This is a genomic window from Bradyrhizobium sp. USDA 3315 (genome assembly GCF_054056795.1).
In genome coordinates this window covers 5,213,773-5,228,668 of record NZ_JBSRYP010000001.1, presented here as the reverse complement: position 1 = coordinate 5,228,668, position 14,896 = coordinate 5,213,773, and the positions used below count along the sequence as shown (strand labels likewise).

Genomic DNA, 14,896 nt, shown 5'->3' with positions numbered 1-14,896 from the left:
CCTCAGTGACTTGCCTCAGTGACAACCGAGCGCGCCGCGGGGGGCATCTTGCCGGCAGAAGCCACGTTGTTCTCTTCTGCAGGCTCCTCGACGTCGCGACCAACAACGCGGGCTGTCCAGGCGGTGACGATCGGCACGAGGATAGCGGTAACCACGACGCACGCCGCGACGAGGATAGTCGCTGGCCGCGCCGCGTCCGCATAGGCTGGATTCGCCGCGGCGACAATCGCCGGGACGGCCGCCGCATTACCGGCCGTCGAGGCCGCCGCAACACCCGCGACACCATTCCCGCCAGTGATGCGATCGGCGAGGAACAGCGGGATGCCGGTCACAACCACCACGGCCACTCCCATGCCGAGGCCGAGCAGGCCGGCCTGCCAAACCTTCGACAGATCGAGGCCGGCGCCGAGCGCGAAGGCGAAGAACGGGATCATCACAGGCACCGCGCGGCTCAGGAAGTCGCGCATCTCTCTGTCGAGATTGCCGATGATCATACCCACCACCAGAGGCAGGATAGCGCCCACAAGGGTCTGCCATGGAAATGCCGAGAGGCCGGCGACGCCCAAAGTGATCATAGTGAGGAAAGGACCGCTCTCCAGCGACATGACAGTATAGGCGCCGACGTCACGCGGACGTCCATATTGGCCCATCAACGCCATATAGAGACCGCCATTGGTGTCGTTCATGGCGGCAACGATCGCGAGCGTCGAGACACCCGCGAACATGCCAGCTGCGACCGGTGTCTCTCCCAAAATGCGGCCGAAGATCAGGCCGAGGACAACGGCCACGCCAACCTTCACGATCAGCAGGGTGCCGCCCTTCTTCACAATGTAGGGGGTCGCGCGGAAGTCGATGCTCGCGCCCATGCAAACGTAGAACACGGCGAGAATTGTCAGCGCGCCAGAGAACAGTGCGCCGGTGAAGGAGCCAAAAAACTTCGGGGTATCGGGAAAGAAGGTGGCAATAAGCGCCCCGACCAACAGAGGGACCACCATCATCCCGCCCGGCACGCTCTCGATCGCCCGCTTAATTGGAACCTGCATTTCTGTTGTCCTCCCGCACACCGCGCACTTCCGATCATTTTGCGCGTTTTGCTATAAAAACGAGCAAACGGTGGCCGTATATGCTCATATCGCGCAGTATTCAAGACCTATTGCGCATTTTGCGCATAACTGACCCGATCATTCGCTCCGTCAGATGCGATTGATTTTGCTCGCGGGAGAATGCCAGGGAATTGGGTCATGAGAGGTTGGGCATGGTGCTCATCGCGCAGATGCTCGAAACGCTTACTTGGGGCAACACCCACCGAAGCCCCGACCGTCGCATGCTTCGGCCGCAAGGGTGCCCGGCCGGGCCCTCGCCCGCAGGCGGGACACCGCCTCGGCCAGCGGAACGTCGGCCTGTAAGTCGTCGCGCTCGCGCAGGCTCTCTTCGGGCGCTAGTACGAAACCTCCCAAGACCGCTCTGAGATTGCCTCGGTATTGCAGGCGAAAGCCGTTGCGCAACGGCCGATGGGCCTACTTCTTCGAGCCTCCAACGTGGGCACGTGCGCAAGGGTGTCACGTCAAGGCGAAGGGACTCGGTGAGAACTACAATGCGGCCGTTGAGCGCGCCGAGTACGTTCTTCTGCCGGCCTTCGACAGCTGGCGGTCTCACGGGCTGACGGAGTGGTTGCAGCGCGAGGAGCATGTCGTCGGAGCTTTTGAGATTTCGCACTACCGCCCCAAGGAGCGGCCCAATAGCGTGAAGATCGTGCATCCGAAGAACGGCGAGGAAGCCTGGTGGCCGCTTTTCGATGATCGGGGCGAATCACTTTTCCCCGAACTGATGGCCGAGCTCGATGCCATCAAGCAGGTCACGGTTTCGGGTCTGGTCTTCAGGCGCGATCACGCGCACCGCAAGTCGCGTACTCCGCCACCGTGGATACTGAGCGCACGGACCTCCGCTACCTGCGCAGCGTCGTGAAGGACATTGTCGCCGCGGCCGGCATTCGATCCGAGCTTTCATTCACCTCGTTCCGCCACGGTGGCTTCACCGAGGGTGCCGACAGCGACCTGACCGACGCGGAACTGCGCGCAGCCGGCCGCCACAGGTCTGCACGGCAATTGCCGATCTATGCAAAGCGGACCCGTAAACAGCTGATCTCGGGGACCCGGAAGCGCCGCGAGAAGCGAACAAAAGCAGCCGGTTTGTCGGAATAGACGCGGCCGTTTGTCGGAATGACAACTACGAGGGCTAACCTAAGCTATTGAAAAGCTTGGTGGGCGCACCAGGGCTCGAACCTGGGACCCGCTGATTAAGAGTCAACCATGGATTGAGAACAATCAATGACTTGCCGGTCGCATCCCCGGGCTTGTCCGACCGAAAATGGGCATCCGTCGCACGGTCATAATCGTTCGTTGCATTGCCTGTTAACCCTCGTGGCGGGTGCAGGAGAAGTCGCGATCGTGCCGCGCGGCGCCTTGGTTTCGATCCTGCGGTTTGCGGGTAGGAAGAGCCCAACTTCCTGCCGGAAGCCGGGCTCTGGAGTATCTGGCAGGCGATCGGGCTCAAGGCACGTTTTGCCGTTACGCAGTCCCCGAACTGTTAGTTGGCCCCATTGCTTGGGAACAGCACCTTGTAGGGAATTCCCAACTCATCCACCTCATCGAATTCATGGACGGACAGATAGGGACTGCCGCCTTTCAGAAGCTTTTTCACTTCGGAACGACCGAAGGTGATCCTGTCGAGAAAGCTGCGGATTGCCCTAACCGATTGGTTCGCCCGCTCTACGCTTTCTTTGACGTGGGATTCACGCCGAGCTTTGATCGCAACCGCGAGATCAATGTCGCCCAAATCCGCCTTATCGGTGAGATAGCTGCCAAATACGCGCACCCCAGTAACCTTGTGCGTGAGCTCGTCGCGTTCATTGATGCTAACCACGCGAACCAGAAAGGATTGGAGTAAGGCTTCGGCCTTCTCTCTCGAAATACGCGAGATGAACCTCGCATTGCATAGCTGCATCCCAAGAGGTGCAACTAGATAGCGCGTTTTGTCTTCCTCGTGACGTGTCACATAGCCCGCCCTGACCAGGGCCTCTTCGATTTCCTGCTTCCGGCCGCCATTGACCTTGAACTGCTCTCCAATGGCCTCAGCGGGAAAGCTTACCTCGTGAAACCTGAGAAAGTCCCGCAACTTGATCAAGCGAACTCCAGCAAGCGTCTCGTTCTTCCCCACCTGCATTATTGATCTCTCATGATTTGAAGATTTGCGCCTACATACACGATGCACAGAAGAGTGGTTAACAGCCACGCATCCTTATTCGCGTCCGACAACGCGGTAGACACTTGCTCGGCTGATCCTGACGCGACTCGCGATTGGCTCGCGCCTAGAGCATGTTCTTTTGCCGGAATCGAGATTCCCAGAGACGATTTCTGATTCAAACTCCACGCTGGGGAACGGCGGCCAGCATGGATGATGCGACCCTATTCGGAAGACCTCCGCGAACTCGCTCTGGCGAGGGCTACCGCCGTGCCAATGGCATTCGACGCATACCTGTTCGCAACCGTCAATGACCATCTGAAGCGGGTTGTCACTGGGGCCGCCTGTCGAACTCAGGCTTTGCGTCCTCCGATATGCAGCAGCCAACAAGGATTGCGGCGCAATAGTTACAAACGACCGCGTAGTGGGAAGTCCCTAGTTTGACACCACGTGGTGCCTCCGGATCACCACACATTGGCTGGGGGATACGATTTCTATATCCGCGCTTGAATCGACGGATTTCTTCTAATTCGACCCTACACCACGTAAGACACGTCCCCGTTCCGTCATCCATTTAGCGCGCGAGAGATGGCTCTGGTATGCGTTGTGCGCGCGGTCCGCCTCACGCTCCGGATTGATATGTAGGACGATTCGGGCCACGTCCCGCCAGTCCGCCCCCTCACCCTCGGCCTGCAGAAGGCGAATGTAAGTCACAACGTGCTGCTCATCGTAGAATGTCGGCGCCGGCTCAGTGGGAGCCAGGTCAGCCACATCAGGATCGAGCGGCGGTGTCTCCTGCATAATCCCTTCCAATAGCCGCGCCCCCAAGGCTGCGAGCTTGAATACTATAGTCTGTAGTCCTTTAGTGTTCAAGGCAACACTGTGAGGGTGTGAAAAGCCCCAATCTGGCCTTCGGAAAAATCATTGCTGGCCTAAGGCTTTCTGCTCGCCTTTCGCAGGAAGAGCTGGCCGATCGGGCGACTATTCATCGGACGTATGTGAGTCAGATCGAACGAGGGCTGAAATCCCCCACGATCGTCACGCTCTTTCGCTTGGCGAAAGCACTTGACACGACCCCCAGCAAGATTCTGAAGCAACTCGAAATTGACATTGGCGCGGCGTGACCATGCGAACGTCTACATCCGTGTCGCGGCTAGGCTGTCCCGCCTTCGGACAATGTGCGGAAGGTCAGAACCTCGGTACCGATCCTCCACATCGTGGACGCCGTCGCAGACGCGCTCGCGGACCGAGGGCTGGTGGGCGCTACGATAGGTGTGATGGCGGGAGACGGCACGCTCCATGCCGGCATGTACCACGAGCGCCTCGCCAAACGAGGATATTCCTGCCTGATACCAGATGCGAAGGCGTAGCGCGACGGTGGCTTCTGGTGCTGCCACAAGCGTGGGGGGATCAGGGAAGATCGTAGGTTGGCAGGAAACAGTGGGAACGCGTAGCGGGGGAGCGAATCGAACGCCCGACCCGAACGGTCCGGTTCTGGTTTTGCAGCAAGCCGTACCCTGCGGCGACGGGCCAGCAGATTGTCCGTTTTGCTCGCCCTAATATCCTATTCTACGACGAGCACATTATCGACCTATACCATCCGATCTGCGCGCTGTATCGAATGGGGTGAAGATACAGAGACAAAGGGAAAGTCGCGTAGCAATGCGGTCGCGCGACGGCCGTCCACAAAAAACGTCGCACGAGACTCGTTTTGGTCTCGACCGCCATCTCGCGAAGGTACTGGAAAAGAAGGCCTTTTCCTTGGTGGGCGCACCAGGGCTCGAACCTGGGACCCGCTGATTAAGAGTTCAAAACCGGCGCCTCTCTGCGATTTCTGAATCTGCGCCACACTACGATGAAGTCGAGAAAGGTCTTTTATTTATAGAGACTTGTCGCATAGCTTCGCAGCCCAGCGAACCCTGACCTTCAAACACCTCAGTTCGCCAAAACCGTTTGAAAACCGTTTTAGCAGTTCACGTCGACCCTCATGACCGACATTCGCATTGCTCTCAGCGACAAGGCCATCGCTCAGCTGCCGACTCCTGAAGATGGCTGGTATTTGGCTCGCGACACCGAGTTGAAAGGCTTCTTCGTGGTTGTCGGGAGGCGAAAAAGGACCTTCACTGTTCAAGGTGATCTCAGACAACGAGGAAAGCGGGCCTCCTCCATCAGAGTATCGATTGGTGACGCCAGCGAGTTGACGACCAGGGCAGCCCGCGCGATTGCCAAGGAGTATCTTGCTCAGATCAGCAAGGGACAGCACCCGAATGCGAGGGAGAACGGAAACTCCGAACAAGCCGCGACCGATGGGAATGGTGCTGTAGGGGCCGCTACCCTGGAGCAGGCTTGGCAACGCTACCTGGAAGCCCACTTGGTCCGAAAAGGCCGTAGCGAGAAAACGATCAGCGGGTATCGCGATCACGTTGAGCGTCTCTTTTCGGAATGGCTGAAGACCCCTTTGCTGGATCTCGCGAATGATCCTGCTCGCGTCGCCAAAAAGCATGATCAGCTTACTAAGGAGAACGGTCCCTACATCGCGAATGGCAGCATGCGGACGCTGCGGGCCATCTACAATCACGCTCGGAAGACCAATCGATCGCTGCCACGTGACAATCCCGCAGATGCAGTCGATTGGAATCAGGAGGAGCGCAGGAACACTGGTATGGGCACCGGTGATTTGAAAGGATGGTTCTTAGAGCTGGCTAGTCTGGACAATCCGATCCGGCGCGAATTCCATCTTCTCACATTACTCTGTGGCTCCAGACCCACCGCATTGCAGCAGGCCAAGCCCGAACACATCAATTTTCGAGGGCGAACGCTCCACATCCCAAAGCCCAAGGGAGGCAGTAAGCGAGCGTTCGACATCCCGCTATCTCGGGAAATGATCCTGAGCCTCACCAGGGTGCTTCGTTTCGGCAGGCAAATGCATCCTTCTCAGGCGCAAAAATGGCTATTCCCAGCTGACAGCGCTTCAGGGCACTTAGCGGAAACAAAGGAAGATCGAGATATTCTATCAAAATGGGGCAACGACCTTCGTCAAACATTTCGGACGATTGCCACCGCTGCCGGTGTTTCTGAGTTCGATGCCAAGCTCCTCATGAACCATTCTATCCCTGGTGTGAACGCTGGCTATGTCACTCGGCACAAGCTGGTTGAAGACCACCTGCGCAGCCAACAACAAGCTATCAGCACCGTCGTGTTTACCGCACTGGGTAAGTCGCTTACAGAAGAGGAAGTCCTGATCAATTGGCTTGGCCACGGAGCCAGCCGAAGAGCCGTGACGCAATTCCGATTGGAGCCAAACACTCTGGGCGAGGAGCAAGAAAGAACTCGCCAGGCCGCATGACTTCGAGCTGGCCGCCGGCGGCGTATCTGGTGACCGGATTGCACCCTTTCCAAACACGTACTAAGGACCTGCGCCTACCGGCGCTTTGTACGTAACGAACTCAAGCAGACGCCGAATGGCGGAATCAAAATCCGTTTGATTATCTAATGATTTCAACTCGCATTTGGAAAAAATGGGCGAAAGACGCTTCCAGCAATATCAATAGCTTGGCTCCCGTTTCCAAATGAGATCGTTTTTTCCAGGGCTGCGACGGCGGAAGGCAGTGCTGCCAAACTTGAGCTTCTGCCGCGCGGGACGCTCCGCCGATCGTCGCGGCGGCTAGTGATGAAACAATTGCGATGCCGTCGATGTCTGGCTCGAATAGCGAAACGGCGTGGACGATATGCTGGCGGCCCCGTTGCCCGGCTTGGTCCCTAGCTGCTCGGTCGATCGCGCGATCACTTCAGATACCAGCACCAACTGCCATACACCCCTAGATTGCTGTTGCATTGACCTCAGGAGAAAGGCTAAAATCGCCAATACAGCGCGTTACGGGGTATTTTCGTATGCAAGCTGTTATTTTGACACCAATTAAATTGCTCGGTGACGGTTTAGCCAGATGCCTTGCGGACACTTCCGATATTTCAATTGTCTTTGTGACCGACAAGATCGCGGAGTTGAATCAGATTCTGGCGTCCCAGACCATTGACACCGTTTTGGTCGATATGACGCAGAATATCGATCTGGACGACATTCGGGCGATTGCCATTTCGGCGCCCGACGTCGTGCTGATTGCGCTCGGCCTCAAGGAACAGCGTCAGGACGTCATCCGCTGCGGCCGGGCCGGATTTTCCGCGTATATCGCGCGCGACGCGAGCGTCGAGGACGTCGCCAAGGCCATGCGGGACGCCGTGTTCGGCCGCCTGGTGTGCCCGGCCGAAATTTCGAGCGGCCTGTTGCGCGCGCTGTTTCGGGGCGATGCCCAGCCTGCCGCCCCGGCCGAGGACCCTCCCCTGACCCGCCGCGAGACCGACGTGCTCCAGCTCATCGGCCGCGGGCACACCAACAAGGAGATCGCGCGTTCACTCAATCTGAGTGTCGCCACCGTGAAGCACCACGTGCACAACGTACTCGAGAAGCTGAAGCTGCCTCGCCGCGCGCACGCCATGCGCCATGTTCGCGAGCGTCCCTGGCTCGCGTCTTAGGGTATACGGCCCGCATTTCGCAGACGCTGCCGCAGATCAGTACAATCCTCCTCGAACGCCGACTCGAGGAAATCCAACCCGCGCTCCAACGCTGCAACCTCGAACGGCTGCAGGCTCTTGTCTTTGCAGTAGAGGTATTGCCAGTAGAATACGCCCTTGGTTCTTGCGACTTCCTTTAGATAGGTGTCGCAAGTCAGTTCAGACTGAAAGAGTTCCTTTTCGTTGAAAATGAGAACATTGTCGTCCAGCCTGCCATCGATAACGCGAAGCAATGCGTGAATTGGTCCGCCATTCAGGGCGTACCAATCCAGCAGGCGCGTGTTTTTAAGTTGCAGAGATCCGAAGGTCATGTCCTGGAAGATTGGCGGCAGGGTATTCTTGGGTCCGAAGAGGAGGGGCGTCTGCAAGAAGAACTCGCCGTAAACGACGTTGTCTGCATCCGCCTTCGAATGCCAGTACAATCGGAGTTCCCCGCCGATCTGCAATAGTCCCAGAACACAGGCGCTGTAGACGATGCGATCGCCTGCAATCATCTCCTTGAGTGTTTCCAGCTGCCCTTCCTCCACAAGCCGGTCGTCGCTCTGTACGACCTCGACGGCACTGTCCTTGCGGACTCGTGTGATTTGAGCAGCGATTTCACGTAGAACTGTCATCTCAATCAAACCTGATCCGTTTTCCTATGGCCGCATCGCGGAACGCTTCGATGCCTGCCTTGAACTCGTCGGTACGCTCAACGTTCTGCTTCACACGCGCCGCGACGAGCCGCAACTGGAAGTCCGCGATGTTACCAAAGTTGACCTTTCCCTTCACGTCGAGGGCTTCGCGCACGAACCACTCCTTCGCTCCGGTTGCGGCAACGAGCTGGGAGAGGCTGCCTGTATTGACGCTAGGTGCACGGCCAGAGAACTCGTCGCTCGGCGGACCGATCGTGGTTGTCACGTTCAGAACGGGCGTCGGATCCCCAATCCAATTGCCTGACTTATCGGGATAGTAGAGACCCGCCGCAAACCGCATACTGGACGCAAACTTATCCGCCGCATAGCTGTTGACATTGGCGGGATCGGTATACCCGCCGTGGAAGGCCAGCGCACTGACATTGACCCAAACCACATTGTTCTTTCTGGTCTTGGGATTCTCCTTTCGCACCATGGCTTCCAAGTTTGTCTCGAAGCCGCGAACAATCGCTCCCGAATTGACGTTAACCGGAGCCGGGACCCAGTTGTCGGGTGTGCCAGGCCCGCCGACCTGATGCGTAATCATATGCATGCGCTTCCAGAACCCTTTGCTCTGCGTCAGACCTCCGGCCACGATTGTATTCCATTCCGGCGTTGTTCCGGAGGGGTCGGATCCAGTTGTGACGTTGCGCGTCGAGACCTTCCTGAGACTTGCCAGTCGCGGCGCTTTGAAGACTGGCGTTTCTTGCTTGTCGGGCAGATCACCGTACTGCGCGCCTACGAGCTGCATCATGGAGGTGCTAAGTTTGGTGATGTTAGCGGCGAGGTCGCCGGCGCGCTGCTGGTCGGCCGGCTTGTCAATCAGCGGCTTGATGGTTCGATCATAGTGGTCAAGTGCCTGCTCCGCTTTCGTTTTGAGCGGGTGGTCCGGGTCAATGAAGTTGCGTTTGAGATAGGACTCGATCGGCTCGGGAACGGACGCGACCATCAACCGGGCCGAATTTTCTCCGCCGGTGAAGTAGATCGCATGCGGCTTGCCGTCGGCGCCGGTAAAGTCGCGCCGTTCATTCCACCAGTTCTTCACCGCCGCGACGCCCGCCTTGACCGCTCCGACCAGCTTCTCCAGCGCCGACCTCAGCTTGTCGATCACCCACAGGATGGCGTTGTCGACCTTCTCGCGAAGCTTGTCGACGATACCGCGAATGGTGGCGCCCACGTCACTGAGCCCGACCTGATCGGCGAGGAAGCCGATGACGACCGGCATGCCGCGTTGCATGATCTGCGCGAAGGCTCCGCCAACCTTTGCAAAATTGCCGGCTGCGATATCGAGCACGTGGTCGAGCGTCTGGTTGGCCATGTCGAGAATGCGACGCGACCAGCGCACCGCGGTAAGCATTCCGCGATAGATGCGGCGTACAATATCGACGAGTTCCGAAAGTCCGGCCGACGCGGCGGCGGCGGCGGCCATGATGGCCACTTCCTCGGCGACCTTGCGGGCCACCCATTCGGCAAGGCCGGAGAGGATAGTCGCGCCGAAATCCCTGGCCTGGTTGACCATGCCGCGCGCGTTCTCCGCCGGAGTCTTGGTGGTGTCGATGGCCTTGTCCACCCAGGCAATGACGCCCGCAGCCCGGCTGATTACGCTGCGGATACCGTCGATCGTCTTCGCGGCGATACCCCTCTTCTTCATCAGATCGAAGATGTGTTCCGAGGAAATCCCCAGAACGCTCAGCACGAAGTCGAACAGTTGCCGCGGTTCCTTCCAGTCGGTGGGAATGACAATGTTCTTTTCCTTGATCTCGCCGAGCAGCCAGCCCTGCAGTCCGATCTTGAGGTTCTCGACCTTGTTGTCCCACAGTATCTTGAAGCCGTAACCGAGCGAGACGATCGCGTTCTTGATGAAAGCAAGCGGCTGCTTGACCACGACGTCCCACGCCGCGAGCGCCTTCCTGGCTACGGTCATCAGCAGATCCGGCGGCAGGTTAAGGACGCGCAGGATCAGGAAGAACGTCGCCCTTACCGCCCCCATCAGGTCGTGATCGTGGAAGACCAGCTTGATGATCTTGCCGACGTCCGCTTTTGTCTCCTGCCAGGCGTCGTTGTTCTGCACCAGTTCCTGGAAGATCTCGATCTGCCGAAGGATGATGGGGCCGAGGAAATCCACGATCGGATCGCGCACGCAGGCCGGCATCCGGTTCCAGATCGCTTCTCCGAGCAGCACGGGCAGGCCCCAGATGTCGATCACGACATCGGCCACCCGGCCGAGGAATCGGAGTACGCCTTCGAGCAGGTTCTGCAACCGACCGAGCGCGCCCTGAAGCCAGACGGCGAGTTGCGCCAGTTGGCCGTTGGCCCAGGCCGCGAGCGCATTGACCTGGCTCGCGATCCACTGCACCGCGGACACCGCGAACGAGAGGATCGAGCCGCCCAATCCGGCGACCGCCCCGGCCATTGCCGCCGCAAGGTGGTTGAGCGCGCCACTGATCGACCGCGCCATGTTTGTGAAGGTGGCGCTTAACCGGCCGATGGCACCAAGCAGCGGCGGAATCAGCGTCTGCTCCAGATAGATCCGTGCCGTGGCGATAATGTTGCCCTTGCCCCAATTGGCGGCAATCCAGCGGATGCCTTGCACCGCTCCCCCAATGGCGCCGCCGAGAGCGAGGATCGGGCCGGCCGGCGACAGTGCGAGCGCAACCTCGCCAACCGCCGCTGCCACCGTCGTGATCTGCTTGTTGAAAGGCGCGAGCTGGACCTTGATCGAATCCCAGGCCGTGGCGAGCCTGGCCTGCACCCATTGCAACAGACCCGCTTCGCCCTCCGGCCCCTCGCCGATCCCCAGCTTGTTCTTGAACCAGCCCCAGGCCTGCGCGTAGACCGAGCGGATTGCACTGGTGTTATCCCACAGCCACCTCGCGACATCCGATACCAGTTGCGCGATGGCCTTGATCTCCGCCCACTTCTCGGCGGCATATTCCTTGATCCAATTCCAGATCGGGGCACCCAGCTTGTCCCAGACCGCGCTCAGGAAATTCCTGATCGCAGCGACGATCGGCTGCAACGTCGCGACAACAGGCGTAATCAGCCGCTCGGCGGCCTTATCGATCCTGTCGGCGGCCTCACGGATCGGACCGCAGTCATTTTTGGCAATCTGCCCTGCGGCATTCTGAAGACTCGTGACCAGCGGCGCAAATTGCGCGGCCAGTCCCTGGCCAGCGCCGGCGATGACATTCACCGGTGCCATCAGGGTCGTGAACATGCCCTGCACCGCCGACATCGCCTTGTCCTTGAGCCAGTCGATGAGGCCGCCCGGCCCGCGGCTGACGATCGGCACCAGCGAGGGCGCGACATAACCCACGGCCTTCAACGCAAGATCGCCCGGGTTCGGCAGGGCTTTGGCGGCAACTTCGCCGGCGGCGCTGGTGAGGCGGTCCCAGGTCGAGGGATCACCCTCCTCGCGCTGGATACTGCGTTGTGCGACGGCGCCCTGCTGCACCGTGTGGGTCAGTTCATGCGCGATCAGTTCGCGGCCTTCCGACCGGTCCGGCTGGTACTGACCTCGACCAAAAAAGATATGGCTGCCTACCGTGAAAGCCTTGGCGTCCATGCCGGCACTGAGTCTGGCAGCCTGCTCGTCGGTATGGACGCGGACCTGCGAGAAATTCGAGCCGAAACGCGGCTCCATGAAGCTGCGCACCGCCGGCGCAAGCGGCGTGCCGCCGCCCATGCTACCCGCGATCTCCGAGGTTACGCTCGGCGACGCAATCGATCCAGCGATCGCTGCCGCCGGTGTCGACCCCGGCGCGAGCGCGGCTTGCGTGGGAGCGGATGCACGCTGGACCTGAGGACTCTCGCCTGACGGAACCGGGACCGGGTTCGACGTGCGCATGACCGCCGCAGCCGTCGCGGTGGCTTCGCGCTCGGCTGCATCCTGAGGCGACGAAATTCGGAGGCCGGTGGTCGGCGAGGAGGAAGCGGGCGCCTCGACCGTGCTGCCGCGCGCCATCAGCGCCAGCATGCCCTGGTTACCAAGCCTGCTCTGCAGCGTCTGAACCGGAGAAGCGATGGCGGCGCGCTGAACAGCCACCGGCGGCCGCCGATCGGGCGTCGATGCCTGTTTCTGCAGCGCGTGCTCCGTCGCCATGCCCTTCAGTTCCCGAAGTTCTAACCAGGCTCCCGCGGCCCCGTTTCACCGGAATTATTTGAAGTGGTATTAACCTTCTTCGTCTCGGGCGGACATGGAGTCTGCAGTGCCGGACGAATCTTGCGCACCTGTGAATCATCGGTCGTGACCTTCAGCGTCACGCCATCCTCGGCCTTGCCAAGGACGATCTTGCCAATAAGTATGCAATCGCTGCAGTGACAGTCACAGCCGCAACCGCAGTCATCGACCTTGTGGCCGCCGCAACGACACACATCGTCAGGCGGGTCCTTGTCCATGCGAAGCTCAATTCTGTATCCATCCTGCAGGCGCGTCTTAAACTGCTTGGGATCGTCTTCGTCCGGACAGCAGGCGACGTCGCGCGAACGGCAGGACTGGCTGGTGTGACAAGCGACAACCCAGATATGGGGTGGAAATGGCTCGCATTCCGGATCGAATTCGAGTGAGACATCCTTGGGCACCTCAATGGGATTGCCGGAGCAATCGAGGCCCAGGCCGCGGTCGATCTTGATGGCGATCTTTCTGTTGTTACAGCTCGGTTCCGCCTTGACTTCGAGCCCGCAGATCACGCCACAGCCGAACAACGAGCGAAACAGCAGCCGCGTCAGATTGCGGGTGTAGTCGACGGCGGCGGTAAGGTCCTCGTCCTCGAGCAGCAGGCCCGGGCTGTAAGCCGGCCGAACCAGCGTCGAGATTCCGTTCAATGAAAGATCTTTCATGATTTCACCCTCAGATTTGGCAGGACGATTCCGTTAATCGGTGTCGCTTCTGTCTCTCGGCATCCGTTTGACGGCAAAGCGTGAAATGAAGGTGCCGCCAGGCGTGCCGTTGCCAGTCGGCGTCGCCGCAAGACCGCGTGGGTTCGCGTCGACCGTGAGGCCCTCGCAGTCTTCAAGCAGATCGCCGCGTACCTCGAACTCGACCAAAAAATCGTTCTCGCGCAGCTCCGACTCGCCGTCCTCCTTGATCTCGTCATTGACCCATCTGCGCCGCACCTCGACCACAAACTGGTCGGTCAGCGGACCGTCCGGATCGCCACGGGACGGCGTTGAATCGAGGTGGACGACCGGAATGGTGCGGGTCCGACCCCAGCCGGTGCCACCCTCCGACGTAATAACCCGTATGACGACGGCGTCGGTACGGATGGATTCCCGCTTCACCTGGCCAGAGAACGTGACGATAAACCTTGTCCTGTAACCCGTAAAAAAGCCGGTCCTCTCGTCGCCGCGCCGAACCTCGCGATCGAAGCAGAACATGGACTGGAACTCGCTCCAGAGGACGGGATTTTTTCGCCCCCTGCGATGCCAAGCTTCCCAACTGATCTCGCTGATGTGAGTGAGATCGCATCCCCGCACGAGATCAAACAGCAGATCGTTGTTCTTGACGAGCCGCCGCGGTCCGCTGCCATCGTCGACGACAATGCCGATCGGGAGACAGTGCTCCTTGGGGGGCTCAGCCGTAACACACGCAAGGTCGACCCATTCATGCAGTGCAATCTCATACTTTCCCCAGCAGTGAAGGTGTGAGTCGTTCCCGCTCACCTTGCGATCGCTGATCCATCGGCTGAGCCGTGCGTGTGGCCCGCGAACATCGCCCTTGCAGGCATCGCTCAAACAATGGTCACAGCCATCGCCGGGGCAGGCGCTTTCACCGCAAGGACATGTCCTGTCCTTCAACTCGCGCAGCGAGAACACCGCTGTCTCGTGCACATGGGCCCGCTCCGGACGGCTGCAACCGCAGAAGCGCGGGGCGACGACGCCACCGGCTTTCTCCTCGGCATAATGAACGGCGAGGATGTAACGCCCCTTCGTGAGCTTGCTCAGATCGCTGAAGCACCACTGACCGTTTTCCCCAACGGCGAGCACGAAGGTATTCGTGGCGTCGAGCTTGCATCCCAAAGCATGAACTATTTCCCGCCCCAATCGATCGAAGGCAATGCCGTCACCGACTTCGAGCGGATAAGCTGTCCGATCATCCGCGGATGCGGCCGCGGGCGCGCTAGCCGCGGCGACGGCCTCCGACACGGGCTGTGCAGCTATCCTGTCACCCTCCTGCACCTCAGTCGCGGGCGCGTCGGACTCGGCGTTGGCAGGCAGCGGTGTCTCGGGGCGCGGCCGATCCGGCTGCGACAGCGCGAATCCCTGCACCACGCCCCAGCCCAGCACCGCACGGTTGATCAGCCGTCGCCGATCGATCAGATAGTCCTGCTCCAACAGGAATTCTTCTGCCTGCATCCGCTTGCCGCGGAAGAACCGGTTGCGCGTCCCATCGGTAGTGTCATGCATGACGACGT

13 protein-coding genes and 1 tRNA gene are annotated in these 14,896 nt (G+C 59.8%); 6 read left to right on the top strand and 8 right to left on the bottom strand.

Annotation, left to right across the window (positions count from 1 at the left end):
- Positions 1 to 2 precede the first annotated feature (2 nt).
- Positions 3 to 1,043: a 2-keto-3-deoxygluconate permease gene (locus tag ACVIYL_RS24215; RefSeq protein WP_225164475.1), complete on the bottom strand. Its 1,041-nt coding sequence runs from the start codon at positions 1,041 to 1,043 to the stop codon at positions 3 to 5.
- A 454-nt stretch (positions 1,044 to 1,497) separates the two neighbouring features.
- Between ACVIYL_RS24215 and ACVIYL_RS24210 the strand changes: the two genes are divergently transcribed.
- Positions 1,498 to 1,965 (top strand): hypothetical protein, encoded by a 468-nt coding sequence (locus ACVIYL_RS24210; RefSeq protein WP_456780048.1) that lies wholly within the window; start codon positions 1,498 to 1,500, stop codon positions 1,963 to 1,965.
- Positions 1,962 to 2,201: a hypothetical protein gene (locus tag ACVIYL_RS24205; RefSeq protein WP_456780047.1), complete on the top strand. Its 240-nt coding sequence runs from the start codon at positions 1,962 to 1,964 to the stop codon at positions 2,199 to 2,201. Before ACVIYL_RS24210 ends, ACVIYL_RS24205 begins: the two co-directional genes overlap by 4 nt.
- Before the next feature lie 57 nt (positions 2,202 to 2,258).
- Here the strand turns inward: ACVIYL_RS24205 and ACVIYL_RS24200 are convergent.
- The 3 genes from ACVIYL_RS24200 to ACVIYL_RS24190 all read right to left on the bottom strand — a co-directional run bounded on the left by ACVIYL_RS24200 (position 2,259) and on the right by ACVIYL_RS24190 (position 4,041).
- A tRNA-Ser gene (locus tag ACVIYL_RS24200) sits at positions 2,259 to 2,348 on the bottom strand.
- Between the two features lie 238 nt (positions 2,349 to 2,586).
- Positions 2,587 to 3,222, bottom strand: coding sequence for a hypothetical protein (locus ACVIYL_RS24195; protein ID WP_456780046.1), 636 nt, complete (start codon positions 3,220 to 3,222; stop codon positions 2,587 to 2,589).
- Between the two features lie 543 nt (positions 3,223 to 3,765).
- Positions 3,766 to 4,041, bottom strand: a complete 276-nt coding sequence (locus tag ACVIYL_RS24190; protein WP_253589667.1) for a DUF2285 domain-containing protein — start codon at positions 4,039 to 4,041, stop codon at positions 3,766 to 3,768.
- 89 nt (positions 4,042 to 4,130) lie between these two features.
- Between ACVIYL_RS24190 and ACVIYL_RS24185 the strand changes: the two genes are divergently transcribed.
- The 3 genes from ACVIYL_RS24185 to ACVIYL_RS24175 all read left to right on the top strand — a co-directional run bounded on the left by ACVIYL_RS24185 (position 4,131) and on the right by ACVIYL_RS24175 (position 7,770).
- Complete coding sequence (locus ACVIYL_RS24185) at positions 4,131 to 4,364, top strand: helix-turn-helix domain-containing protein (RefSeq protein ID WP_253589666.1); 234 nt, start codon at positions 4,131 to 4,133, stop codon at positions 4,362 to 4,364.
- An 863-nt stretch (positions 4,365 to 5,227) separates the two neighbouring features.
- Positions 5,228 to 6,586, top strand: a complete 1,359-nt coding sequence (locus ACVIYL_RS24180; RefSeq protein WP_456780045.1) for an integrase arm-type DNA-binding domain-containing protein — start codon at positions 5,228 to 5,230, stop codon at positions 6,584 to 6,586.
- Positions 6,587 to 7,221: 635 nt separating this feature from the next.
- Positions 7,222 to 7,770 carry a LuxR C-terminal-related transcriptional regulator gene (locus tag ACVIYL_RS24175; protein ID WP_456780044.1) on the top strand — a complete coding sequence of 183 codons (549 nt, stop codon included), beginning with the start codon at positions 7,222 to 7,224 and terminating at the stop codon, positions 7,768 to 7,770.
- Here the strand turns inward: ACVIYL_RS24175 and ACVIYL_RS24170 are convergent.
- Complete coding sequence (locus tag ACVIYL_RS24170; protein ID WP_456780043.1) at positions 7,767 to 8,432, bottom strand: hypothetical protein; 666 nt, start codon at positions 8,430 to 8,432, stop codon at positions 7,767 to 7,769. The genes ACVIYL_RS24175 and ACVIYL_RS24170 overlap by 4 nt on opposite strands.
- Entirely contained in the window at positions 8,425 to 12,126 is a 3,702-nt protein-coding gene (locus tag ACVIYL_RS24165; protein WP_456781882.1) for an eCIS core domain-containing protein, read from the bottom strand. Before ACVIYL_RS24165 ends, ACVIYL_RS24170 begins: the two co-directional genes overlap by 8 nt.
- Between ACVIYL_RS24165 and ACVIYL_RS24160 the strand changes: the two genes are divergently transcribed.
- Complete coding sequence (locus ACVIYL_RS24160; RefSeq protein WP_456781984.1) at positions 12,047 to 12,286, top strand: hypothetical protein; 240 nt, start codon at positions 12,047 to 12,049, stop codon at positions 12,284 to 12,286. The two genes, ACVIYL_RS24165 and ACVIYL_RS24160, sit on opposite strands and share 80 nt — an antisense overlap.
- 319 nt (positions 12,287 to 12,605) lie before the next feature.
- Here ACVIYL_RS24160 and ACVIYL_RS24155 read toward each other — a convergent pair whose 3' ends face one another.
- Complete coding sequence (locus ACVIYL_RS24155; RefSeq protein WP_456780042.1) at positions 12,606 to 13,322, bottom strand: hypothetical protein; 717 nt, start codon at positions 13,320 to 13,322, stop codon at positions 12,606 to 12,608.
- 33 nt (positions 13,323 to 13,355) lie between these two features.
- A complete protein-coding gene (locus ACVIYL_RS24150) occupies positions 13,356 to 14,888 on the bottom strand; it encodes a hypothetical protein (protein ID WP_456780041.1) in 1,533 nt (510 codons plus the stop codon).
- Positions 14,889 to 14,896 lie beyond the last annotated feature (8 nt).

Bases quoted from the DNA above. Each gene is read 5' to 3' on its own strand.
- ACVIYL_RS24215 (WP_225164475.1), bottom strand. From the start codon at position 1,043: ATGCAGGTTCCAATTAAGCGGGCGATCGAGAGCGTGCCGGGCGGGATG.
- ACVIYL_RS24195 (WP_456780046.1), bottom strand. From the start codon at position 3,222: ATGCAGGTGGGGAAGAACGAGACGCTTGCTGGAGTTCGCTTGATCAAG.
- ACVIYL_RS24190 (WP_253589667.1), bottom strand. From the start codon at position 4,041: ATGCAGGAGACACCGCCGCTCGATCCTGATGTGGCTGACCTGGCTCCC.
- ACVIYL_RS24180 (WP_456780045.1), top strand. From the start codon at position 5,228: ATGACCGACATTCGCATTGCTCTCAGCGACAAGGCCATCGCTCAGCTG.
- ACVIYL_RS24160 (WP_456781984.1), top strand. From the start codon at position 12,047: ATGCCGGCACTGAGTCTGGCAGCCTGCTCGTCGGTATGGACGCGGACC.
- ACVIYL_RS24165 (WP_456781882.1), bottom strand. From the start codon at position 12,126: ATGGAGCCGCGTTTCGGCTCGAATTTCTCGCAGGTCCGCGTCCATACC.
- ACVIYL_RS24155 (WP_456780042.1), bottom strand. From the start codon at position 13,322: ATGAAAGATCTTTCATTGAACGGAATCTCGACGCTGGTTCGGCCGGCT.
- ACVIYL_RS24150 (WP_456780041.1), bottom strand. From the start codon at position 14,888: ATGCATGACACTACCGATGGGACGCGCAACCGGTTCTTCCGCGGCAAG.